The sequence below is a fragment of the Lacinutrix cladophorae genome, from assembly GCF_053604645.1.
Map to the genome: position 1 here is coordinate 529,908 of NZ_JBSHNR010000110.1, position 24,099 is coordinate 554,006.

Here is a 24,099-nt window from a genome sequence, read left to right on the forward strand (position 1 = left end):
AAATTAATTATTGTAAGATGAATTATAAATCTTTTTTATTAACCATTTTTAGTGTAGCCCTAACAACTACAGGGTTTTCGCAAGCAAATATTTTAAATGCGAAAACACCTCAAGAAATAGGGGTTAGAACTGAAGCACAGAAAGCTGTAGATAATGATAAACCATTAGAATACGGTTATGTAGATGATAGAGACATTATGTACTCTAAAATGACTTGGGAGAAAGTGGTTTTAGATGAGCGTGTAAACTTTCCTTTATATTATCCTGTGGATACCAATAATATTGGAAGCAACAGACGTTCTTTATATGATGTTTTAACAAAAGCAATTCGTGAAGGAGATATAGAAAATGTATATGATGATTCTTATTTTACAGCAAAACGTAGTCTTAAAGATTTAAAAGATATAACTTCTAAAGTGGATACTTTAGATATTGGTTACGATCAATTAAATGCAGACGGTTACGTAGATGCAGAATATATTACTAAAAGAGAAATATCTTCTTACGATGTAAGTGCATATTTAATTAAAGGTCTTTGGTACTTTGATAAACGTCAGGGAGAACTTAAATATAGATTGTTAGGTCTTGCTCCAGCAGCAGCCGATGTAAACTTTATTGATAGTGATGACGAAGAGAATAAAGAACCAAACCCTTTATATTGGATATTCTTTCCAGACGCAAGAGATGTTTTACATGAAGCAAAAACATTTAATAATAAAAACAGTGCTGTGCCATTCACGTTCGACCATATTTTAAACTCTAGACGTTTTAACGGCTATGTGTATAAAGAAGAAAACGTTTTTGGAGATAGAACAGTAGATGAATATATTACCGAAAATGCTTTAATGCAATTATTAGAATCTGATAGAATTAAAGATAAAATCAGAAACTTTGAAATGGACATGTGGTCATACTAAGGCTTTCTTAAAATAAAAATAGCGCTCACTAGAAATAGTGGGCGTTTTTTTGTACAGTAAAAATAGTACTTTTGTTATTTATGAAAAATGTAGATTATATAATAGTTGGTAGTGGTTTAGCAGGAATACATTTTTGCGAACAGTTACAAGCAAATAATAAAACTTTTATGGTGTTCGATAATCAATCGCAACACTCTTCTGTAGTAGCAGCTGGATTATATAACCCTGTTGTTTTAAAGAGGTTCACTTCAGTATGGAAAAGTAAAGAGCAACTGCAACTTGCATTACCTATTTATAATAAATTAGAAAAAGATCTAAATATAACTTTAGATTATAAAACGCCAGTGTATAGGAGGTTCTCTTCTGTCGAAGAACAAAACGATTGGTTCACTGCTTCCGATAAAACAGCACTTTCCGAATATCTTTCTATAGAAATTATTAAAAATAATAATTCAGCTATTGATGCTAATTTTGGCTTCGGAAAAGTTTTAGAAACAGGAAGAATAGATACCAAACTATTAATTGAAAGTTATAAAAAACAACTATTAGAAAGAAATCAATTAGTAGAAGAAGACTTTAATTATGAAGATTTAATTGTAAAGAAAGAACTTCAATATAAGGATATAACAGCAAGACATATCGTCTTTGCCGAAGGTTTCGGAGTGAAAAAAAACCCGTTTTTTAAAGATATTCCGTTAAAAGAAGTAAAAGGAGAATTACTAACCATTCATGCTCCAGATTTAAAAATGGACTATATATTAAAATCTAGTGTGTTTTTAATTCCTATTGGAAACGATTTGTACACCATTGGGGCTACCTATAACTGGAAAGATAAAACGAACAGCATAACTGCTAAAGGGAAAGAAGAGCTCTTAAAAAAACTTAAAACGTTTTTAAAATGTGATTTTAAAGTGGTGAGTCAAGTTGCCGGAATACGACCAACTGTTACAGACAGAAGACCACTAGTTGGTAAACACGAAATACATAAAAATATGTACGTGCTCAATGGTTTAGGTACACGAGGTGTTATGATCGCTCCTTATGTAGCAAAACAACTATATCATTTTATTGAAAGTAATAAAGATTTAGAAACCGAAATTGATATTTCTAGATTTAAGTAATTTCGATTACATGTAGATGGCTCCCTATTTTTACTACATAAAAGAGAAAGCTGGTTGCGTTAGCGATTGCAATGGCATCCTTTTTTACGTTAGCTCGAGCGAAATTGCTTTTTTAGCAATTTGATATCGAGAATAAGAAAAAAAGATATAATGAAAAGCGCGACCCTTGTGGTAACGCCCCAAAAAAACTACTTTTTCTTAACCAAATTCTTATCGTAACTCATAAACATGTTTATCCATATATTTCTAGATAAACGCATGATTATTGGAGCAAAAACAACTAATGTTCCAATTATAGAAATAAAAACATAATGTAAAGTTGCATTAAAAACCAAACTACTTATTACAAAAGCAGCTACAGCAAAAGCAATACCAACAGCATAGCTAACATACATTGCTCCATAAAAAAAAGAAGGTTCTATCTTATATTTCGTATTGCAATGTGAACAATTATCATTCATTTTTAAAGTCTTAGATAAATGATACGGGTTTTTATCGCTATACATAGATTCTTGATGACATTTAGGACAAGAACCTGTTAAGATACTATATAATTTTGAGCCTTTGTTAAACATATTATTTATGTACTTTTGCAAATTAGTGGTTATAACAAAATTAGCCAATATTTATTTAATACCTGTAACAATTGTTACCAAACTATGCTTAATATACACAACCTATCTATATCTTTTCAAGGCGAATATTTATTCGAAGAAATTACTTTTAAATTAAATTCTGGCGATCGTGTAGGTTTAATTGGAAAAAATGGAGCTGGTAAATCTACCATGCTTAAAATTTTATCGAAAGAGTTTGAACCAGATTCTGGGCAAATAGCATCGGATAAAGATTTAAAAATTGGTTTTTTAAAACAGGATATTGATTTTGTTTTAGGAAGAACAGTATTAGAAGAGTCTTACCAAGCTTTTACCGAAATAAAAAAAATAGAAGCTCAACTAGAAGAAATAAACACGCAACTTGTAGAACGTACCGATTACGAAAGTGAAGCATACCATCAAATAATGGTTGATCTTAACGATTTACAACACCAATACGAAATTATTGGTGGATATAATTACCAAGGCGAAACTGAAAAAATTCTTCAAGGTTTAGGGTTTAAAAGAGAAGATTTTAATAAACTTACCGATACTTTTTCGGGAGGTTGGAGAATGCGAATTGAATTGGCAAAACTACTTCTTCAAAATAATGATTTATTACTATTAGATGAGCCTACCAATCACTTAGATATAGAGTCTATTATTTGGTTAGAAGGGTTTTTAAAAAATTATGCTGGAGCAGTCGTAATTGTTTCACACGATAAAATGTTTTTAGATAATGTTACTAATAGAACTATTGAAATTTCTTTAGGAAGAATTTATGATTATCCGAAACCGTATACAAAATACTTAGTGCTTCGAAATGAAATTAAAGCACAACAATTAGCTTCTCAAAAAAATCAGCAAAAACAAATAGAACAAACCGAAAAGCTTATTGAAAAATTTAGAGCCAAAGCTAGTAAAGCTACTATGGCACAGTCTCTTATTAAAAAGTTAGATAGAATTGATCGAATTGAGGTAGATGAAGATGATAATAGTGTGATGACTCTTAATTTTCCAGTTTCTATAACACCAGGGAAAGTAGTTGTAGAAGCAGATAAAATATCTAAAAATTATGGCGATAATCAAGTGCTTTCTCAGGTTAGTATGATGATTGAACGCGATGAAAAAACGGCATTTGTTGGTCAAAATGGTCAAGGGAAGTCTACGCTAGCAAAAATTCTAGTTGGCGATTTGCAACATGATGGTCATTTAAAACTTGGGCATAATGTGCAAATTGGGTATTTTGCACAGAATCAAGCAGAGTATTTAGATGGTAGTAAAACCGTCTTAGATACTATGATTGATGCTGCAAACGAAACCAATAGAAGTAAAGTAAGAGATATTTTAGGTTCTTTTCTTTTTCGTGGAGACGAAGCAGAAAAATACGTAAGAGTGCTTTCTGGTGGTGAACGTAACCGTTTAGCTCTTGCCAAATTAATGTTACAGCCTTTTAATGTGCTTATCATGGATGAGCCAACCAATCACTTAGATATTAAGTCTAAAAATGTTTTAAAAGATGCTTTACAACGCTTTGAAGGAACCTTAATTCTGGTGTCTCACGATCGTGATTTCTTACAAGGTCTAACCGCAACAGTTTACGAGTTTAAAGACGAAAAAATTAAAAAATATTTAGGAGATGTAGATTATTACTTAGAACAACGTAATGTCGAGAATTTGCGTGAAGTAGAAAAGCGCACGGTAGTGAAATCTACTCCTAAAGAAAAGAAGACGCAGTCTTACGAAGATCAGAAAAAAGTAAAGTCTTTAAACAATAAACTTAGCAATACAGAGTCTAAAATAAATCAGTTAGAAAAAGAGATTAAAGAAATAGATGTCGAACTAGCAGTAAATTATGATGAAGTAGCAGCAAAACCAGGGTTTTTTGATGCTTATCAAGCAAAAAAAGAGAAATTAACCCAACTTATGGAAACCTGGGAAGAAATTACTTTACAGTTAGAAGATTACGCTTAATTTTTTTAGGTTTTTTTTAACGTTTGAAGGTTAAACTAAAGCATAGTTTTGTAGTCTAATTACAAAACTAAACCAATGCGTAATATTATTTTATCTATTATTGGCATTCTGCTAATAGTTGGCTCTTTTTTCTTTGCTAAAAAACTAATTGCAGATAAAAATAAACCCAAACCAGTACAAGCAAAAATTGTTAAAACGGTATTTACAGATACTGTGCAAAATAGCACCATACCAATTGTTATTGCTGCCAATGGAAGTCTTGAAGCAAAACGTAGATTAGAAATCTATGCAGAAGTGCAAGGGATCTTTAAACCAGGAAGCAAACTCTTTAAACCAGGACAGGAATATAGAGCAGGACAGACTTTAATAAAAATAGATGCTGCAGAATATTATGCAAGTGTACAATCTTCAAAAAGTAACTTGTATAATTCTATCGCTGCAATTATGCCAGATTTACGATTAGATTTTCCAGATATTTTTGACAAATGGCAAAACTATTTAAACAGTTTCGATTTAAATAAGACAACTCCGAAATTACCTGAAATGACTTCCGATAAGGAAAATTATTTCATTACAGGGAGAAGCATAGTTTCTAATTACTACAACGTAAAAAATTTAGAACAACGTTTAGCTAAGTACTATATTTCTGCTCCTTTTTCAGGAATTTTAACCGAAGCTTTAGTAACCGAAGGCACTTTAATTAGAAGCGGACAAAAATTAGGGGAGTTTATAGATACTTCTGTTTATGAAATGGAAGTCGCTATTAGTAAAGCTTATGCTAATTTGCTAAAAGTTGGAGAAAGTGTTGCATTAAATAATTTAGATAAAACCGAAACTTATACCGGTAAGGTATCTCGTGTAAACGGAAGCATTGATGCTACTACACAAACCATTACTGCCTTTATAGAAGTGAAGCATGAAAATTTAAAAGAAGGTATGTATCTGGAAGCAAATCTAAATGCAAAAGAAGAGAGTGATGCGATAGAAGTGGATAGAAATCTTTTATTAGAAACCCAACAAATATTTGTAGTTAAAGATACTTTATTAGATGTTATAGATGTAAAGCCAGTATACTTTTCGGATACAAAAGTGGTTTTAAAAAATGTGCCAAACGGAACCATTATACTTAAGAAATCGGTTCCAGGTGCTTATGCAGGAATGTTAGTTAAGCCTTTTGAAGAAAAAAGTAATACCAAAGACAAGCAATAAGCATGAGAAAACTTATAGAATATTTTATAAAGTATCACGTAGCAGTTAATATCTTTATTATTGCTTTTGTAATTTTTGGTTATTTAGGAGTAACTTCCTTAAAGTCTTCGTTTTTCCCTTTAACCGACTCGAAAATTATTAATATTAGTGTTACCTATCCTGGAGCTTCACCACAAGAGATAGAAGAAGGTATTGTGCTTCAAATAGAAGATAACCTAAAAGGTTTAAAAGGTATTGATCGAGTAACTTCGGTTTCTAGAGAAAATAGCGGAACCATTACTGTAGAAATTGAAAAAGGAGAGAATATTGACTTCATGTTATTAGAGGTTAAAAATGCTGTAGACCGTGTGCCTTCTTTTCCATCAGGTATGGAACCTTTAATAGTAGCAAAACAAGAAGCTGTTAGAGAAACAATTTCCTTTGCTTTAAGTGGTGAAAATATTCCGCTAGTAACCTTAAAACAAATAGGTAGACAAGTAGAAAACGATTTAAGAGCTATCGATGGGATTTCACAAATAACAATTTCTGGTTATCCTGATGAAGAAATAGAAATAGCTGTAAACGAAACGAGTTTACTAGCTTATGATTTAACCTTTAACGATGTTTCGCAAGCCGTTAGTACGGCTAATATTTTAACTACAGGAGGAACTATAAAAACAGATGCTGAAGAATACCTTATTCGTGCAAATAATCGTTCTTATTATGGTGACGAACTGTCTAATATAGTAGTTCGTGCTTCTAATGATGGCAAAGTGGTGCGTTTAAAAGATGTGGCTATCATACGTGATCGTTTTTCAGAAACTCCAAATGCTACCTATTTTAATCAGAAATTATCGGTAAACATTTCGATAACAAGTACCAATTCTGAAGACTTAATTTCTTCCGCAGATAAAGTAAAAGAATATATAGAATCATACAATCAAAAACATAATAATGTACAATTAGATGTGGTTCGTGATTTGTCTAAAACATTAAATCAACGTACCGATTTATTAACAGAAAATGCCATTGTAGGTATGTTATTAGTACTCTTGTTTTTATCGGTTTTCTTGAATACACGTTTGGCATTTTGGGTTGCTTTTGGCTTGCCAATTTCGTTTTTAGGAATGTTTATTTTTGCAGGACAGTTTGATGTAACCATTAATGTATTGTCACTTTTTGGAATGATTATCGTAATTGGAATATTAGTAGATGATGGAATTGTAATTGCCGAGAATATTTACCAACATTATGAAAAAGGAAAATCGCCAATTGATGCTGCAATAGATGGTACTATGGAAGTAATCCCACCAGTAGTTTCAGCTATCATAACAACGCTACTAGCATTTTCACTATTCTTGTTTTTAGATAGTAGAATTGGTGAATTTTTTAGTGAAGTAGCAGTCATTGTAATACTTACTTTAGTTGTTTCTTTAGTTGAAGCTTTAATTATACTGCCTGCGCATTTAGCACATTCTAAAGCTTTAAAACCGCAAGTTGAAGTAGAGAATCCTTCAAAAATGAAGCAATTCTTTTCTAAGATGCGAGTAATAAATAAAGCAGGAGATAACTTTATGAACTTTCTTAGAGATAAATTATATACACCTACAATCACATTTGTATTAAATTTTAAATTACTTTCTCTTGGAATTTTTGTTTCCTTGTTAATTTTAACTTTTGGTTCTATTGGTGGCGGAATTATTGGAGTTACTATGTTTCCATCGGTTGCTAGTGATAGAGTATCTATAGAATTAGATATGCCAAATGGAACCAATGAGAAAATTACAGACTCTATTATTTCTATGATAGAAGAAAAGTCTTTTATTGTTAATCAAGAGTTAACCGAAAAATACTTAAAAGGAACCGATAAACAGCTTTTTGAAAATACTATATTAAACATTAGTAGTAGCTCTAGCGCAAGTTTAAGTATTAATTTATTACCAGGAGAAGAACGTCCAGATGCTATAAAATCCTCACTAGTGGCTAATCGATTGAGAGAACTTGTTGGACCAGTAATTGGTACAGAACGTTTGATCTTTGGTTCTGGAGGTAATTTTGGAGGAAGTCCGGTTTCGGTTTCTCTTTTAGGAAATAATATTGACGAACTTAAAGCAGCCAAAATAGAGCTAAAACAAGTTCTAGAATCTAATCCGTTATTAAAAGATATTGAAGATAATGATCCTGCAGGTATAAAAGAAATACGTATAGAACTTAAAGAAAGTGCTTACTTATTAGGCTTAAATTTAAGCACAGTAATGAGTCAAGTGCGTTCTGGTTTCTTTGGTACACAAGCGCAGCGTTTTCAAAGAGGACAAGACGAAATTCGTGTTTGGGTTCGTTACGATAGAACCAATAGAGCTTCTATTAATGATCTAGACGATATGCGAATTGTAACCCCAACAGGAGAACGAGTAACACTAAAAGATATCGCATCTTACACCATAGAAAGAGGTGACGTTGCTATTAATCATTTAGAAGGACAACGTGAAATACAAGTATCAGCAGATTTAAAAGATCCAAGTACAAGTACTACAGATATTTTGGCCGACTTAAAAAACATAACCATGGTGGAGCTAAAATCTAAATACCCAACCATATCTGCTTCTTTTGAAGGACAAAATAGAGAAAAGGAAAAATTAAATAGTTCTTTGGCAAAAGCAGGGATTCCAATTTTATTCCTAATTTATATTGTCATAGCCTTTACGTTTAGAAGTTATAGTCAGCCATTATTATTAATGCTTTTGGTTCCATTTAGTTTAACAGCAGTTGCTTGGGGACATTGGATGCTAGGTTTTTCTGTTAATATTCTATCCCTTTTAGGTATTATTGCCTTAATTGGTATTATGGTAAATGATGGCTTGGTGTTAATAGGTAAATTTAATACTAATTTAAGAGAAGGCTTAAATTTTGATGATGCGCTTTTAGATGCAGGTAAATCACGCTTTAGAGCTATTTTCTTAACCTCATTAACAACTATAGCAGGTTTAGCTCCTTTACTTTTAGAAAAAAGTAGACAAGCACAATTTTTAAAACCTATGGCCATTTCTATTTCTTTTGGTATTGCTTATGCAACTATTTTAACGCTTTTAGTTTTGCCATTATTCTTATCGTTTAGTAATACTATTAAACAAAAAGTAAAATGGTTAGCCACTGGAAACAAAGTAACAAAAGAAGAAGTAGAACGTGCTATTAAAGAACAAAATGAAGAAAATGAACATTAAAATAACCACATTATTTTGCTTTGTTGTAGGATGGAGTACTTGCTATGCACAACAGGAGTTAAGTCCAGAAGATGCTGTGAGCTATACTTTAGATAATAACTATGGTATTAAAGTGGCAAATAAGGAACTAGAAGTTTCAGAAAACAATACTAGTATCTATAATTCTGGATATTTACCATCTGTAACAGGGAGTGCAGGAGCAACGTATAATTTAGATAATAATGAATCTGAATTTTCAGATGGAAATATAACCAAATTAAATGGCGCGGAAAGTTCTAATTATAACGCCTCTTTAGATGTGAATTATACGTTGTTTGATGGTTTAGGAAGAAAGTATAATTACCAAAGTTTAAAAGAACAATACCAACTTTCCGAATTACAAGTTCGTGAAACTATTGAAAATACAATCATTGAGTTGTTTACCATTTATTATAATGTTGCACAGCTTTCAGAAAATGCAGATACTTTTCAACAAACTTTATCTATTTCTAAAGATCGTTTGGTACGTTCCGAATATCAATTTGAATATGGCCAGAACACAAAACTAGAAGTCTTGAATGCCGAGGTAGATATTAATAACGATAGTATTAATGTAATTAATACGAACCAGCAATTAAATAATACCAAGCGAGATTTAAACTTGGTAATGGGAAATGTTTTAAACGAAAATTTTAAAGTAAATACTGAAATTAATTTTCTTTTAGATATTAATAAAGAAGCGCTACTGCAAAAAGCAAAATCTAGAAATGTTGCATTAATGCAAGCCGATAAGTCGATACAAATAAGTGAATTAGATATTAAATCTGGAAAGTCTTCGTATTTACCAACTTTAGGTTTAACAGGTTCTTACGGATGGAATAAAAATAATAATAATGCGGCATCTTTTTTAGCAGGATCTACAAATACTGGTTTATCTGCAGGGCTTAATTTAAGCTGGAATATTTTTGATGGAGGAAGCACAAAAACATTAGTGAAGAATGCTGAAATAGCGCTACAAAGTCAAGAGATTCAAAAGGAAGAAATACTACTTTCTTTAGAGCGAGATTTTAATAATGCTTGGGATGATTATCAAAATAAGTTAACTATTTTTCGTGTACAGGAGAATAATATAGTAACTGCCCAAAATAATTTTGATCGTTCGCAAGAAAAATTCAAAATAGGTCAAGTAAATTCAATTGAATTTAGACAAGCACAACTAAATCTTCTTAATGCCGAATTAAGTAGGAATCAAGCGAAATATGAAGCGAAACTATCCGAATTACAGGTGTTACAGCTAAGTGGAGAATTGCTAAATATTGCTTATTAAAAGGAGGGGTTTATTTTGACTGTGCATTTCATCGAATAAATTTGGATTTTATCTAGTTATCAATTAGTTTCGTAATAGAATTAATCCCAAATCTATTCATTATGAAGACTTTAAAGCTAACCACACTATGTCTTTTTATTAGTACTATTTTATTTGCTAATGTTTCACAAATTGAAAAAGAAGCACTAATAGCTTTGTATAATACTACCCAAGGAAGTCAATGGAATACTTCATGGGATTTAAATAAACCGGTTGCAACTTGGTATGGTGTTACTATTCAAAAGGATAAGGTTGTAGGTCTTAATTTGCATAACAATAATTTACAAGGAACACTTCCTCAAGAAATAGGAAATCTTACCAATCTTCAAAATATAAATCTTGGTTTTAATAAAATAAAAGGTCATTTGCCTAAAGCATTCTTTAATTTAAAAGAATTAAGATCGGTAAAATTATTTGTAAATGCTTTTGAAGGAGATATCCCTAGCGAAATTGGACAGCTAACTAAATTAGAGGTTTTAGAATTATTTAGTAATACTTTTACGGGAGAAATACCAACTACTATTGGAAACTTAACAAACTTAAAAACGTTAGTATTAGGAAGTAATTACTTAACAGGTAATATACCAACAGAAATTAGTTTATTAGCACAATTAGAAACATTAAGCGTAATAGATAATAAGTTAGTTGGCGAAATACCAGCAGAATTAGGCAATCTAATTCATCTTAAAGAGCTCGTTTTGGCAAGTAATGCACTAACAGGTAATCTACCAGTAGAACTAAATAAACTTACAGAGCTAAACACGATAATGGTTAGTGGTAATAAGTTAAATAAAGATATGGTTAGTATTATAGATCGAAGACCAGAAGACATACAAATGAAACTTCAGTTTATTACAGACTCTGCTTTAGCAACAGAAGAAGATTAATAAGCGTAATTTTATATTTATTAAATAGGCAAAATTTATTTTGCCTATTTTTATTTCATGGAAGAACACTTTTTTCAATGCCCATATTGTTGGCAAGATATATCGATGTTATTAGATAATAGTATTTCTAATCAAAGCTATATTGAAGATTGTGAGGTGTGTTGCAATCCTATTGAAATAAAAGCACAATTTATTAATTTAGAACTTGCTGGTTTTCAGGCAAAAAATATTGAGCAATAATTTTTTTTAAAATTATCCTTGTAATATCTAAAAAGCGTTGTATATTTGCAGTCCGAAACAATTTGGTCGCCATTATGAAGCGAAAGTTAAAAGCTAAGTAAATTGTTTTGATTTAAAATCGCGGGATAGAGCAGTAGGTAGCTCGTCGGGCTCATAACCCGAAGGTCACTGGTTCGAGTCCAGTTCCCGCTACTAGTAAAGCTTCACAGAAATGTGAGGCTTTTTTTATACCGTAAAATGTGAGGTATATCACTTTCTTTTATGTTATCCCTTTTGTTAAATGTTTATTAGTGTAGTTAAAAGATGTACAATTCGGCATACATCTTTTATAGGATGTTTATTTAGATCGTTTTTTTCCAGTGATTTTTTCGATTTTTATTAAAAATACAGCAGGAATTTCATCTTTATAAATTTTACTAGAAAAGTCACTAATAAAATTTGCTTTGGTATGTTCTTTTTCTATAATAATATCTTTAATTCCTAAAGAGAATTTGTGTAAATAGGCTTTTGCATCACTACCAAAATGTTGTTCAAATTTGCCATGCACTAGAACAGATTTCCAATTGGTTACGTCATCCACATCTGAAACGAGCAAAGAAATTGTTGGGTTTTGTCGCATTGCGTTCATTTTGTGTCCATCTCCAGAGTAACATATAATCGCATTGCTTACTTTGTCAAAAAAGTAAGTAATTGGTATCACATAAGGTGCTTTTTTAAAGATGTATCCTAATTGACCAATGTAGTTGTTTTCTAAAATGTATTCCGTTTCTTTTTCTTCTAAATTTTTAAACATGGCTTTTCGTGGTTTTAGTGTTTGAATTATCTATTTTTAAATCTGGTATTTTAATAAGCTCTATTGTTTCCGAAGCCAAAACAACTTTACCATTAGTAGTTTCAATTTCTCTTCTAATCAAATCATTTAATTGGTGTTTAGTATATCTTCTTTTTTTGTAATCTACAATATATCTTAAGTTAAATGAAATCCAGTTGTCTGTTAACGTAGTTGCGAGTGAAGGTTCTACCATAGCATCCTCTATATAATATTTTTTTACAACTTCCTGCCATTGTTCTTTAGACGCTTTAGTATATTCAGCAAGTGTGGTAGTCGCTGCTTTAATGATTATGGATTTTGCCAACGCAATATCAGAACCATAACGAATAGGTAAATTGAACTCGTCCCAAATAAAAGGGAAATCTTTGGAGTAGTTATAAACAGGACCTTTAAATACAAACGCATTACTTAGTTTTACAATTCTACCTGTATAATTATCACTTTCTACCCATTGTCCAATTTCCATCATGGTGGTGTAAATACTATCTACGTCAATAACATCTCCTTTTATTCCATTAATTTCAATTCGATCTCCTGGTTCGTATACTTTTACAATAAAAATATATACAGAGCCTGCAATACTTAATATTAATTCTTGTAACGTAAAAGCTAATCCTGCGGAAAGCAACCCTAGTGTAATGGTAAAGTCTTTAATGCTTCCGGTGAAATATAAAATAGTAACAAAAGCAAGTATAAAATAGCCTAGTAATTCTACTCCTTTTTGCGATTTATACCTTACGGAAGTATTCGCTATATTTCGTTTTAAAAACCTTCTAATAAACTGAATACACAATAATACAAATCCAGCGATTATAAGGTATTTAAGTATGCTTTTCACAAGAGGATACTCTAGAAATAATTGCTGTATGGTTTCCATTTTATATGTCTATAAATCTTCGTAAAGTCTTAATGTATTTTGAAGTGAGGTTATTTTGTTTTGCATGTTTTCTACGCGCTGTAATAAATGATAAACAGCATCTAAACCTTCTAAATTAATATGAAGATCAAAGTGTAAACGGATCAGTTTTTCAACCTCGATAATTTGTGTTGTTTTAATAAAGTGATCATTATTTAAAACCACAATTTCAATTAGTTCATATTCCTTTAAATCATGGATAAACGTTGTAGGCACTTTGTAATGCGAGCAAAAGGTGTTGATCGAAATTAAATCTGTTACTTCCATAATTATCTTAGTTTTTGAAGTTCTGTAAATAACTCTTTCTCTTTATCCGTAAGCTTTGTAGGTGTTTTTAGTTGATATGTAATATATAAATCGCCAAATTGTCCTGCTTTTTTGTATTTCGGAAATCCTTTTCCTTTCAACTTCACTTTCGTTCCGTTTTGCGTCTCTGGTTTAATTGTTAATTTAACTTTGCTAGTAAACGTATCCACCATCAAATCGCCACCAAGCATTGCGGTATATAAATCTAAATTTACAGTAGTGTAAAGGTTGTCTTTATTTCTTTTGAATTTTGTGTGATTATGAATGGAAAACTGAATTAATAAATCACCATTTGGTCCACCATTAACTCCTTTTCCACCATGCCCTTTAATCTTAATGGTTTGCCCGTTTTCTACTCCAGCAGGAATAGTAATTCGTATGTTTTTATTATTTACAGTAAGCGTACGCTTGTGCTCTTCATAAACATCTTTAAGATCTAACTGAAGTTCTGCATTAAAATCTTGTCCTCTAAATCTAGAATTCCCTGAACCTCTTCTTCCTGAAGCTTGCCCGCCAAACATATTGCTAAAAATATCTTCGAAATCTCTTTCACTATAACCGCCAGAACCTCCTGCTTGCCCTTGGTACGCCCGTTGCTGTCTGCTTTGCTGTTGTTTTGCTTGTTCGTAGGCTTCCGAGTTTTGCCAATGCTCTCCATACTGATCGTATTTTTTGCGATTTTCAGGATTACTCAATACTTCATTAGCCTCATTGATTTCTTTAAACTTTTTTTCCGCTTCTTTATCATTCGGGTTTAAATCGGGATGATGTTTGCGAGCCAATTTTCTGTAGGCTTTTTTTATGTCTTTTTCAGATGCTGTTTTAGAAACTCCTAAAGCTTTATAATAATCTATAAATGCCATTTATTTCGTTTTATGATTTTCAATATGGTGTTTTAACTTTTGCTTTAACGTATTTAAGTAATCTTGCAAAACCGTAGGGTTTATATCTGGGTGTTCTATGGAGGGAATCGTACTTGGATCTTCCATTAAAAACGTATATAACTCTGGATAGTTAGTCTCAATGTTATAGGTTAGCTCTGTAATTTGCGTTAATAACTCCTGTTCTGTTTTCATACCTAAACCTGTTTAATATCTATAAAATTACTAATAAAATTATAAGAATAATATGATTAAAATCAGTTTAAGGTGTTAGTTATTAGCTAATTATTCTACCATCTTCCATAGTAATAATACGATCGGTACGATTAGCGAAATCTTCGTCATGTGTGACAATTAATAAGGATAGGTTATCCTCTACGCTCAATTTTTTAAATATATTAAAGACATTATCTGCATTATGGCTATCTAAGTTTCCGGTAGGTTCATCTCCCATAATAATTAATGGGTTATTTATAAGCGCTCTAGCAATTGCAACACGTTGTTTTTCTCCTCCAGAGACTTGAGATGCTCGCTTATGTGCTAAATGTTCGATGTTTAATATTTTAAGTTTTTCAAGTGCGTCTTTTTCAATTTCTTTAATACTTTTTTCGCCTAGTTTTTTAGCAGGAAGCATCACGTTTTCTAAAACTGTAAACTCGGAAAGCAAATAATGAAACTGAAATACAAAGCCTATATGTTTATTTCTAATAAACGTTAGTTTTTGTCTGCTTTCTCCGGTTATTAAATCGTTATTCAAATTTAATTCTCCTTCGTATTCTGTGTCCATAGTAGATAGGATGTAGAGTAAGGTAGATTTTCCACAACCAGATTTACCCATTATGGAAACGAATTCACCTTTATTAATTTTAAAATTAATATCCTTAAGCACATGAAAAAGTACAGGTTTTTTAAAGTATTTATTTATGTTTTTTGCTTCTAGAACTGTTTCCATTATTGTCCTCTTATTATTTTTACTGGATCTATTTTTTTAGCTTTAAGCGATGGTAAATAACCTGCAAAAAAGGTAGAGATGATTGCAAAGGAGAAACCTATTATATAATACCAAACATTAAAATCAATAGGATAGGTATCTACTTTTGCTAATGCATCTGTTTTAAACGGAATAGTGCTAATTATATTCGTGAATATTAAGCCTATTAATAGTCCTAGAATACCACCTATGATACCAATTATCAATGCTTGACTCATAAAAATGTACTGCACATCATTCCCCGAAAAGCCGATTGCTTTTAAGATAGCAATATCATTCATCTTTTCGTAAATAAGCATGCTTAAAATATTATAAACACCAAAACCAGCGACGATTAATAAGGCTATAGATACGGCGTAAGTAATAAGGTTTCTAACATTTGTTCCTGTTTCAAATTGTGCATTAGCAGTTTTAATATCTATTGCAGTTACATTAAATTGTTGCTCTGTTTTTTGAGATAAGAGTAATGCTTTTTCGATATCATAAAGCTTTACATTAATATCTGTGATGTAATTTTGTGCTTCTCCTAAAATACGTTGTACAGTTTTTAAGTTTACAAAACTTTGAATGGCATCTATATCGGAAATGCCGCTTTGATAAAATCCCACAATTTTTAAAGGAAATATATCTCCTTTTATCGTGCTTATTTGAACTCTGTCACCAACAGATAATGCCATTTTTTTTGCAATACCAGAGCCTAATAATATGCCGTTTTCTGTGTTTTTAAGTTTTTCGGGAGAACCCGCAATAATATAATCTCTAAAATTAAATAGTCTCGCTTCTTCAACTGGTTGTATTCCTGTTAGATTACCTGCAATTTCAATAGATCCAGCTATGTAAAATATTTGCATTTTTACTTGAGGAATGGCACCTTTTACTTCTTTGTTTTTATTTAAAAAATGAATAATTGGTGAAGCGTTATGAATTTTTTTTTGACTTAATTTAGGTTTAATGGAATGCACCACATTAAAGCTGTTTTTAAACGCATCATAGCCATCTACGGGTTGTTTTTTTGAAGGTTCAATTTCGTTATAAATATGAATGTGAGGGGTTTGGTTTAAAATTAAATCGTCTAGCATATTATTTAAACCTGTCATAAAGCTAACTAAAGTAATGTAAGCGCCAATACCAAAAGTAACACCTAAAGCAGCAATAGCAGTAGACTTAAATTTGGTTATTAGTTGCTTTTTTGCAATGTCTAATATGACGGTCCAGTTTACCATTATTCTGGTTTATATATATAGGTGTCTTTGGTAATCCCACTTAAGACTTCCGAGAATTCCATATTTTCTAAACCTGTTGTAATAGGCACTAAACCATCATCTGTGTTTACTTGGTTGTTATCTGTGATGTAACTTTTTGGAACCGTTAAAATCTTTTTCTTTTTAGATATTATAATATTTGCTTCGCCAGAAAGTCCTGGGTACAGTACTTTTGGGGGTTTTATAAATAGGGCTTCCACTTTAAAAGTTTGATTTCTCGCATCTTTTTTAGGATATATTTTTGAGACTTTGCCTTGTAATACTTTACCTGTATAAGCATCCAACGTTACTAAAACATCTTGGTTTTTTATAATTTTAACGATATCTACTTCATCTACCAACATTTCAATGATAAAGGTAGAAGCACTTCCAATAGAAGCAACAGGTTCCATGGTATTCACTAATTCTCCAGGTTCTTTATAGAGGGCATAAACTTTGCCATGAATAGCACTTCTTACAGTGAAATCTTTCGTGCTAATTAATGCGGTTTGGTAGTTGTTTTGTGCTTGCTTAACACTTGTGTTTAAGTGGTTTTTAGTTTGGTTGTATTTGTTTTTAAGTACAGCTAAATTGTTTTTAGACAGTTGGTAGTTTAATTGTTTTGTGTCAAATTCAGCTTTAGATCCAATGTTTTGTTTCCAAAGATTTTGTTGTCTGAAAAAGGTAATCGAATCGTTTTTATACTTCAGAATAGCAGCTTCTATTTCCTCTTTAATTCCAAATAAAATAGCAGCGTTTCCGTTGTAATTTTCTTTTGCTAAATCTAAAGATAGCTTTGCGTTTTGCGTATTTAAAACTGGTGTGTTGTTTATTATTTGAGAGATGGCTTCGTCTTTTTTTATGTTATCACCTTCTTCAACAAAATTCTTCTCTAAAATACCTGCAACAATGGCATAAGCTTGGTATAAACTATCTGGTTGTATAGTGACAGAAGTGTAAACAGACTCTGTTAAATCTTGTTCTGAAGGAAGGATTTTGCCCTCCTTTTTAGAGCAGGAGAAACAAAAAAATAGTAAGGCTATTGCAAATAAATATCTCATTTGGTATTAGTCTATTTTTTTTATAATCCATTGTTTGTTTTTTGTCATAACAGCTACTAATTTTTTAGAAAGGAACTGGGATGATATCACTGGTGCTTTCTTTAAATTTGTAGTCGATAATTCTACAGGAGTAGCTTCTGTTAAATAAGTTATAACCTTTCCGGAAGAATCTATAACTACTTGAAAATAGTTGTATTTCACGATGTCCTTATTAAGCAGGTTGTTTTTACCTAAATCTACTTTAACTAATTCTAATGCGATAGCATAATTATTGGAAAAGGTAGTAGCATTTAAAAACTGAGGTTCAATAACAGTTTTTCCAGATGTATCAATAAATCCATAATAGTTTATACCATCTTTTTGTTGTTGGATTAAGCATCTTTTGTTATTAAAAACCGGAGAAGAGCCAGCTTCTGTTTTTGTTTCCGTTAAATCTTCTCGAAAATCTATAACAATGGAGCCTTCTTTATTTATAAAAGCCCATTGATTATCTTTTTTGATAGCTGCTAGGTCTTCTTTAAATGTTGAAATGTAGTCTATGTTTTCTAAGGTTTGTGTAAACCCAAAAATAGGGATCAGTAATAGAGCGAATAGTAATATTGTTTTTTTCATGATCTTATTATTTATAATTATATATCTGTCTTTCTTAATTCCATTTCAAGCTTCGCAAGTAGTATTAGTTCGGATTTATTTTTTCCTGAAAAACTATTGGCAATCGCATTAGCAGTTTGTAATATTAATTGATTAACAGATGGAGAAAAAAAATGATTTTGTGCCTTTTTATAGTTTATAAAATCTGCGTAGCATTTTTCTACATCTAAATTGTTTTCACGATGCAGTATATCGAAAATAAATTCGATTTGGTAAGCGCTATCCGTGCCAAATGTATCTTTTAAAGTCTCTGTTTTTAGCCATTTCGATTTAATAATTTCTTTCAAAGTTATCACCTCTAAAGGCGTGATACTTTTATCTGCAGCAGCTATGGCGTAAAATAGATTTCCTAAGTTTTTATAGAAATTTAGAGTTGTTTTGTGCTTTTTTTTCATACTGTAGGTGTTTCCTAAGTATAAATATAATTACCTGTTAGCTATTAAATTATGATATTAATCAGTTATTAGAATTAAATAAGTGTGGTTTAGGACATATAGTTTTGTATTTTTAAAGCAGTATTAAAACATTATAATTATTTATGTTTAAAATAGACCAGGAGATTTTTAATGTACTTTTTGAAGCCGTTTCAGAAGGTGTAATTGTTGTAGATGAAAAACAGAATATTGTTTTTACAAACGATTCGACAGATCTCATGTTTGGCTATAAAAAAGGCGAACTTATAAACCAAACGTTAAATGTGCTTATTCCAAAAAATTATCATGCCGGTCATGGAGCACATTTTAATGGTTTTATGAAACACAAGGAAAGTAGACCAATGGGACGAGGTCGAGATTTGTTTGGAGCACATAAAGATGGAAGCAGCTTTCCTGTAGAGGCTGGATTAAATCCGTTTAAAATGGATGGCGAAGGATACATAATGGCTTTGGTAATTGATATTTCTGTACGTAAACAACAAGAACTAGAAATACAGCAGTTAAATGAAGATCTGGAAGAGAAAGTATTTCAAAGAACCAAAGAATTAAGCGCTACTATAGATGAATTAAAAGGCGTCAATATTAAGTTGGATGCAGAAAATAAAAAACGAATTGAAGCAGAGAACAAAATAAAAAATGCACTTAAAAAGGAAATCGAACTTAACGAACTCAAAACAAAATTCTTATCACTAGTATCGCATGAGTTTAAAACACCATTAAGCGGTATTTTAACATCCACCATGTTGTTAAGTAAGTATAAATTAGAAGAACAACAAGCAAAGAGAGATAAGCATATTGAAACAATTACCAATAAAGTGCACTATCTAAATAATATATTAAATGACTTTTTATCTATTGAAAAATTAGAAACAGGTAATGTAAATTATAAGTTTAGTACTTTTAAATTAAGTAAAGTTGTAGACGAAGTAGTTTACAATGCAAATATGCTTTTAAAATTTGGACAAAAAATAAGTTATCCAGAAAATATTGATCATATTTCGTTAACACAAGACGAGAAAATTATGGAATTAGCTTTGTCAAACCTAGTGCATAATGCTATTAAATATTCACCAGAAAACTCAACGGTAAAAATAATTGTTCATCAAGATAAAGAAAATACAATCATTCAAATAATCGATAATGGTATTGGAATTCCTGAAAAAGACCAAAAAAATATATTTAACCGTTATTTTAGAGCAGAAAATGCATTGCTAACACAAGGAACAGGAATTGGACTAAACATAATAAAAACCCATTTTGAAAATTTAGGCGGAACCATATCGTTTACAAGTGAAGAAAATAAAGGATCCACATTTATAATTACAATTCCAAATATTGCCCAATAATGAAGAAAATTTTATTAATTGAAGATGATGTTGTTTTAAGAGAAAACACAGCCGAACTTTTAGAGCTTTCTAACTATAATGTCGTTACAGCTGCAAATGGAAAGTTGGGAGTAGAAGCAGCAATTAAAGAGCTTCCAGATATTATAGTTTGTGATGTCATGATGCCAGAATTAGATGGTTATGGCGTATTAGAAACTTTGTTTAAAAATGAAAATACACAACACATTCCGTTTGTTTTTCTATCTGCAAAAACTGAACGAAAAGATGTAAGAAAAGGAATGGATCTTGGTGCAGATGATTATATAACAAAGCCTTTTGATGAAAATGAACTTATTAGTGCTATTGAAAGTAGAATTGCTAGAGCATCTATTTTAAAAGACATAAGAGATAAGGAGCATACAGAAATAGAAACAGAAGAAGAGGATGAAATAAGAACACTTAACGATCTTAAAAACTATTTTGATGACAATGGAAAACCTTTTCATTTTTTACAAGGCGATATAATTTATGAAGAAGGTCAAAACTCCAATTATATATTTTTAGTAATTCAAGGTATCGTAAAATGTTATAAGTTAGACGAGCAAGGCAAAGAGCTTACAACTGCTTTGTATAAAGAGGATGACTTGTTTGGTTACACCTCGTTTATTCAAAATATAGCGTATCAAGAATCTGCAGCAGCAATTAAAGAAACTAAATTAGTTGGTGTTTCTAAAGATCAACTAAAAGGGATTTTAAATACAAATCATAAAGTGACTTTAGAACTTATACAGTTGCTTACAGATGATTTAAAAGGAGTTAAAAATCAATTATTGGAAATGGCGTATAGCTCTGTAAGTAAAAAAACAGCAAGTACCATTTTAAAATTTTCCGAAAAATTAAATTGCAAACCTAACCAGCCTATAAAAATTTCGCGTAGTGATTTGTCTAGTGCTGCTGGTATTGCCACCGAAAGTCTAATACGAACCTTGTCTAGTTTTAAAAAGAAAGGTTTAATTGAAATTGAAGGTAGAAATATTAAGATTCTAGATATTGAAAAATTAGAACAAATAGTTTAATTTTTTAAAAATAGTATCAAAGTGATATTCGTCATATTTTAAAAAGACTGTTAAAATTAACTTTGTTTTTTTAAGTAGAATACCAATGTATAATATTTTATTACCAACAGACTTTTCTAAGAATTCATGGAATGCTATTAAATATGCTTTGCATTTTTACGAGTATTCCATATGTAATTTTTATTTGCTCCATGTAAATAAACTAAATAATATAGCTATGGATGATACCTCATATATAGCTACTTCGACTACGATACAAGACGAATATATTAAGCCTTCTAAAAAGAAGTTGGTAGCACTTTTAAAAAAAATCGCTAATCAAATACCTAATAATACCAATCATAAGTTTTATACCGTTTCAGATTATAATTTTTTTATTGAATCGATAAGAGAGCAAGTTCAAGAAAAAAAAATAAATACCATTGTAATGGGAACAAAAGGAGCTTCTGGTCTCAAAAAATATATTGTTGGGAGTAATACTGCAGATGTAATAACAAAAGTAAAATGCACCACTTTAGTTGTGCCAGAAAACGCAAAGTATCATAAAATTGAAGAAATAGCTTTTCCTACAGATTATTCTATAAATTATAACCTGCAAACCTTATTTCCGCTTTCCAAAATTTTAGACAGAACCACTTCGCAATTAAGAATTATACATATTAAAACAGAGGCTGAAAAATTAAATACGAATCAAGAAAAAAATAAAGAATTATTAGCAGATTATTTTAATAATTACAAGTATAGTTTTCATTATTTAACAAGTAAAAAAGTGGAAGATGCTGTGCAGTGCTTTATTGAAAGCAGAGATGTAGACTTAATAACTATGGTAGCAAAAAATCTTAATTATTTTCAGCAAATATTATTTCATAATAAAGTTGAAGAAATTAGTTACCATACAGATATTCCCTTTTTAGTAATGCATGAAATTTAAAAAAAAAATGGAACTATGACTAAAGTCATAGTTTCTCATTTTTTATAAAAGTATATTTATAATGTAATTTAAGGGGTTTATGTTATACTACATGAATTAAATTACTTGCTATTAATCCATGAAAAAGCCAGATTAAAAAATCTGGCTTTTTTTATTTTATGAAACTCTTTTCTTCTTGGTTTACTGATATTTATCATAGTTTTTTTTAGTTTACTTTTTTAATTTTAATGTATTAAAAATAAACACTTTAGGTATGATGAAAATAATGATTCCAACCGATTTTTCCAATAATGCAATGAATGCTATTACCTATGCATTAGAGTTTTTTAAATATCAAAAAGTAGAGTTTTACTTCATGCATGCATATCAAGCTGAGGTATATAATCATGAAGCTTTATTAAGTAGAACAGATTTTAATGATATTTTGAAACGTGTTAAGTTGCAATCAGAAGAGAATTTAGCAGACTTATTGCGTACTGTTAAAGAAATTTCTCCAAATCCTAGATTTACCTATTATACGATATCTGCTTATAATTCTTTGCTTGACGAATCCGATTTAATCGTAGATGGTAAAAATATAGACCTCGTAGTGATGGGAACTAAAGGAAAGAGCAATACAAGAAATATAACCTTTGGAAGCAATACACTACAGGTTTTAAAATATGTACGATGCCCAATATTGGCGATTCCAGAAGATTATAAATATCAACAACCTAAACACGCGCTGTTTCCAACTAATTATTTAATTCCATATAAGAGAAGAGAGTTAAAATTAATATGTGATTTGCTTTCCCCGTTTAGAACAAAAATAGACATGCTATATGTATCTAAAAATGGCAAATTGTCTTTCAGACAGGAAGATAATAAAGCATTTATTGAAGAAACTATTTGTAAAAATAATATAAGCTATTACACTACAGATAATAAAAAGATAGATAGCGCTATTAATACGTATGTTTCCGATAATACTATAGATTTTTTAATTATGGTAAATACACAGCATTCTTATTTAGAGAATATATTATTTCAATCTACTATAGATAAAATAAGTTTAAAACTTGAAGTTCCATTGCTAGTGTTACAAAACTTAAGACGTGAATATTAAAAAAAATAAACACCATGAAAAGAATATTATTACCAACCGATTTTTCTAATAATGCATGGAATGCTATTCAATATGCACTACACTTATTTAAAAATGAAACATGTTTCTTTTACATTTTAAATACATATACTCCAGTTATTTATCAAATGGAATATATGCAAGTTAGCAATGCGCAATTCAGTGTGTTTGATGCTGCCAAAGAAAGCTCTTTAAAAGGTTTAGCTACTATTAAGACCAGAATTAATGAAAAATTTTCTAACCCTAAACATACTATTGAAACCATTTCTGCTTTCAATAATTTAATTCCAGAAATAAAAGAAATCGTAAATCGTGAAAATATAGATTTGGTGGTTATGGGTACGCAAGGAGCTTCCAATGTGCAAGGTGTGTTGTTTGGCTCTAATACGGTTCATGTTTTTAAAAGCATTAGAGTGCCAGTTTTAGCTATTCCTAGTAATTTTGAGTTTGAACCACTTCATGAAATTTTATTCCCAACAGATTATGAGGTAGCTTTTCAAGATAAACAAATGCTTCCATTGGTAGCGATGGCATCAGCATATACCTCTCGTGTTAATGTTTTACACGTTAATTATGGAGAATCACTTTCCGAAAAACAACAAATAAATAAACAAAAGCTAGAACTGTATTTTAAACATGTAGCACATTTATTTCATGATGTAAAAAATAATAATGTGGAAGACGCTATAAATGAATTTCAAAGAAAAGCTAGAATTAATTTTCTAGTAATGATAAATAATAAACACTCCTTTTTTGAAAACTTATTCTTTAAATCAACTATTAATCAAATAGGGTTTCATCTTAATATTCCATTTTTAGTTATTCCTTCAAAATTATAAATATTA

The 24,099-nt window shown here is 30.5% G+C and carries 24 protein-coding genes and 1 tRNA gene; 14 read left to right on the forward strand and 11 right to left on the reverse strand.

What is annotated here, in order from left to right; translation table 11 throughout:
* Nucleotides 1–17: 17 nt before the first annotated feature.
* A complete protein-coding gene (gene porN, locus ACVC3Y_RS09650; RefSeq protein WP_303422018.1) occupies nt 18–917 on the forward strand; it encodes a type IX secretion system ring subunit PorN/GldN in 900 nt (299 codons plus the stop codon).
* 80 nt (nt 918–997) lie between these two features.
* Nucleotides 998–2,038: an NAD(P)/FAD-dependent oxidoreductase gene (locus ACVC3Y_RS09655; protein ID WP_452226748.1), complete on the forward strand. Its 1,041-nt coding sequence runs from the start codon at nt 998–1,000 to the stop codon at nt 2,036–2,038.
* Nucleotides 2,039–2,226: 188 nt separating this feature from the next.
* Here ACVC3Y_RS09655 and ACVC3Y_RS09660 read toward each other — a convergent pair whose 3' ends face one another.
* Nucleotides 2,227–2,613, reverse strand: a complete 387-nt coding sequence (locus tag ACVC3Y_RS09660; protein ID WP_303422013.1) for a DUF983 domain-containing protein — start codon at nt 2,611–2,613, stop codon at nt 2,227–2,229.
* 84 nt (nt 2,614–2,697) lie between these two features.
* Here ACVC3Y_RS09660 and ACVC3Y_RS09665 point away from each other — a divergent pair, with 84 nt between their 5' ends.
* The 7 genes from ACVC3Y_RS09665 to ACVC3Y_RS09695 all read left to right on the forward strand — a co-directional run bounded on the left by ACVC3Y_RS09665 (nt 2,698) and on the right by ACVC3Y_RS09695 (nt 11,678).
* Nucleotides 2,698–4,605 carry an ABC-F family ATP-binding cassette domain-containing protein gene (locus ACVC3Y_RS09665; protein WP_452226749.1) on the forward strand — a complete coding sequence of 636 codons (1,908 nt, stop codon included), beginning with the start codon at nt 2,698–2,700 and terminating at the stop codon, nt 4,603–4,605.
* A 75-nt stretch (nt 4,606–4,680) separates the two neighbouring features.
* Nucleotides 4,681–5,814 carry an efflux RND transporter periplasmic adaptor subunit gene (locus tag ACVC3Y_RS09670; protein ID WP_303422009.1) on the forward strand — a complete coding sequence of 378 codons (1,134 nt, stop codon included), beginning with the start codon at nt 4,681–4,683 and terminating at the stop codon, nt 5,812–5,814.
* A gap of 2 nt (nt 5,815–5,816) precedes the next feature.
* On the forward strand, nt 5,817–9,014 hold the full coding sequence (locus tag ACVC3Y_RS09675) for an efflux RND transporter permease subunit (protein ID WP_452226750.1): 3,198 nt from the start codon (nt 5,817–5,819) through the stop codon (nt 9,012–9,014).
* A complete protein-coding gene (locus ACVC3Y_RS09680; protein ID WP_303422004.1) occupies nt 9,004–10,320 on the forward strand; it encodes a TolC family protein in 1,317 nt (438 codons plus the stop codon). Before ACVC3Y_RS09675 ends, ACVC3Y_RS09680 begins: the two co-directional genes overlap by 11 nt.
* 101 nt (nt 10,321–10,421) lie before the next feature.
* Nucleotides 10,422–11,246, forward strand: a complete 825-nt coding sequence (locus ACVC3Y_RS09685) for a leucine-rich repeat domain-containing protein (protein WP_303422001.1) — start codon at nt 10,422–10,424, stop codon at nt 11,244–11,246.
* 57 nt (nt 11,247–11,303) lie between these two features.
* Nucleotides 11,304–11,486, forward strand: a complete 183-nt coding sequence (locus ACVC3Y_RS09690; protein ID WP_303421999.1) for a CPXCG motif-containing cysteine-rich protein — start codon at nt 11,304–11,306, stop codon at nt 11,484–11,486.
* A gap of 119 nt (nt 11,487–11,605) precedes the next feature.
* Nucleotides 11,606–11,678: transfer RNA gene (locus ACVC3Y_RS09695), tRNA-Met, on the forward strand.
* Nucleotides 11,679–11,823: 145 nt separating this feature from the next.
* On the opposite strand, the gene ACVC3Y_RS09700 is transcribed toward ACVC3Y_RS09695, so the two are convergent.
* The 10 genes from ACVC3Y_RS09700 to ACVC3Y_RS09745 form a co-directional block, all read right to left on the reverse strand.
* Entirely contained in the window at nt 11,824–12,279 is a 456-nt protein-coding gene (locus tag ACVC3Y_RS09700; protein WP_303421996.1) for a pyridoxamine 5'-phosphate oxidase family protein, read from the reverse strand.
* Nucleotides 12,272–13,195, reverse strand: coding sequence for a mechanosensitive ion channel family protein (locus tag ACVC3Y_RS09705; protein ID WP_303421993.1), 924 nt, complete (start codon nt 13,193–13,195; stop codon nt 12,272–12,274). The genes ACVC3Y_RS09700 and ACVC3Y_RS09705 overlap by 8 nt, the downstream gene beginning before the upstream one ends.
* A gap of 9 nt (nt 13,196–13,204) precedes the next feature.
* Nucleotides 13,205–13,501: a chaperone modulator CbpM gene (locus tag ACVC3Y_RS09710; protein WP_303421990.1), complete on the reverse strand. Its 297-nt coding sequence runs from the start codon at nt 13,499–13,501 to the stop codon at nt 13,205–13,207.
* A 2-nt stretch (nt 13,502–13,503) separates the two neighbouring features.
* The gene (locus ACVC3Y_RS09715) at nt 13,504–14,403 is read right to left on the reverse strand and encodes a DnaJ C-terminal domain-containing protein (protein WP_452226751.1); all 900 of its coding nucleotides are present in this window, start codon (nt 14,401–14,403) and stop codon (nt 13,504–13,506) included.
* Complete coding sequence (locus tag ACVC3Y_RS09720; RefSeq protein WP_303421985.1) at nt 14,404–14,616, reverse strand: hypothetical protein; 213 nt, start codon at nt 14,614–14,616, stop codon at nt 14,404–14,406.
* Between the two features lie 82 nt (nt 14,617–14,698).
* Nucleotides 14,699–15,373 carry an ABC transporter ATP-binding protein gene (locus ACVC3Y_RS09725; RefSeq protein ID WP_303421981.1) on the reverse strand — a complete coding sequence of 225 codons (675 nt, stop codon included), beginning with the start codon at nt 15,371–15,373 and terminating at the stop codon, nt 14,699–14,701.
* Complete coding sequence (locus tag ACVC3Y_RS09730) at nt 15,373–16,635, reverse strand: ABC transporter permease (protein ID WP_303421979.1); 1,263 nt, start codon at nt 16,633–16,635, stop codon at nt 15,373–15,375. The genes ACVC3Y_RS09725 and ACVC3Y_RS09730 overlap by 1 nt, the downstream gene beginning before the upstream one ends.
* Nucleotides 16,635–17,714 carry an efflux RND transporter periplasmic adaptor subunit gene (locus ACVC3Y_RS09735; RefSeq protein WP_452226752.1) on the reverse strand — a complete coding sequence of 360 codons (1,080 nt, stop codon included), beginning with the start codon at nt 17,712–17,714 and terminating at the stop codon, nt 16,635–16,637. The genes ACVC3Y_RS09730 and ACVC3Y_RS09735 overlap by 1 nt, the downstream gene beginning before the upstream one ends.
* Nucleotides 17,715–17,720: 6 nt before the next feature.
* Nucleotides 17,721–18,326: a WG repeat-containing protein gene (locus ACVC3Y_RS09740; RefSeq protein WP_452226753.1), complete on the reverse strand. Its 606-nt coding sequence runs from the start codon at nt 18,324–18,326 to the stop codon at nt 17,721–17,723.
* Between the two features lie 17 nt (nt 18,327–18,343).
* Complete coding sequence (locus tag ACVC3Y_RS09745) at nt 18,344–18,760, reverse strand: hypothetical protein (protein ID WP_303421972.1); 417 nt, start codon at nt 18,758–18,760, stop codon at nt 18,344–18,346.
* A gap of 143 nt (nt 18,761–18,903) precedes the next feature.
* Between ACVC3Y_RS09745 and ACVC3Y_RS09750 the strand changes: the two genes are divergently transcribed.
* From ACVC3Y_RS09750 to ACVC3Y_RS09770, 5 genes are all read left to right on the forward strand, one after another.
* Nucleotides 18,904–20,145 carry a PAS domain-containing sensor histidine kinase gene (locus ACVC3Y_RS09750; protein ID WP_452226754.1) on the forward strand — a complete coding sequence of 414 codons (1,242 nt, stop codon included), beginning with the start codon at nt 18,904–18,906 and terminating at the stop codon, nt 20,143–20,145.
* Entirely contained in the window at nt 20,145–21,200 is a 1,056-nt protein-coding gene (locus ACVC3Y_RS09755) for a response regulator (RefSeq protein ID WP_452226755.1), read from the forward strand. The genes ACVC3Y_RS09750 and ACVC3Y_RS09755 overlap by 1 nt, the downstream gene beginning before the upstream one ends.
* 85 nt (nt 21,201–21,285) lie before the next feature.
* A complete protein-coding gene (locus tag ACVC3Y_RS09760; RefSeq protein WP_452226756.1) occupies nt 21,286–22,131 on the forward strand; it encodes a universal stress protein in 846 nt (281 codons plus the stop codon).
* Nucleotides 22,132–22,384: 253 nt separating this feature from the next.
* Complete coding sequence (locus ACVC3Y_RS09765) at nt 22,385–23,236, forward strand: universal stress protein (RefSeq protein ID WP_303421963.1); 852 nt, start codon at nt 22,385–22,387, stop codon at nt 23,234–23,236.
* 14 nt (nt 23,237–23,250) lie between these two features.
* On the forward strand, nt 23,251–24,093 hold the full coding sequence (locus ACVC3Y_RS09770) for a universal stress protein (protein ID WP_303421961.1): 843 nt from the start codon (nt 23,251–23,253) through the stop codon (nt 24,091–24,093).
* Nucleotides 24,094–24,099: the final 6 nt, after the last annotated feature.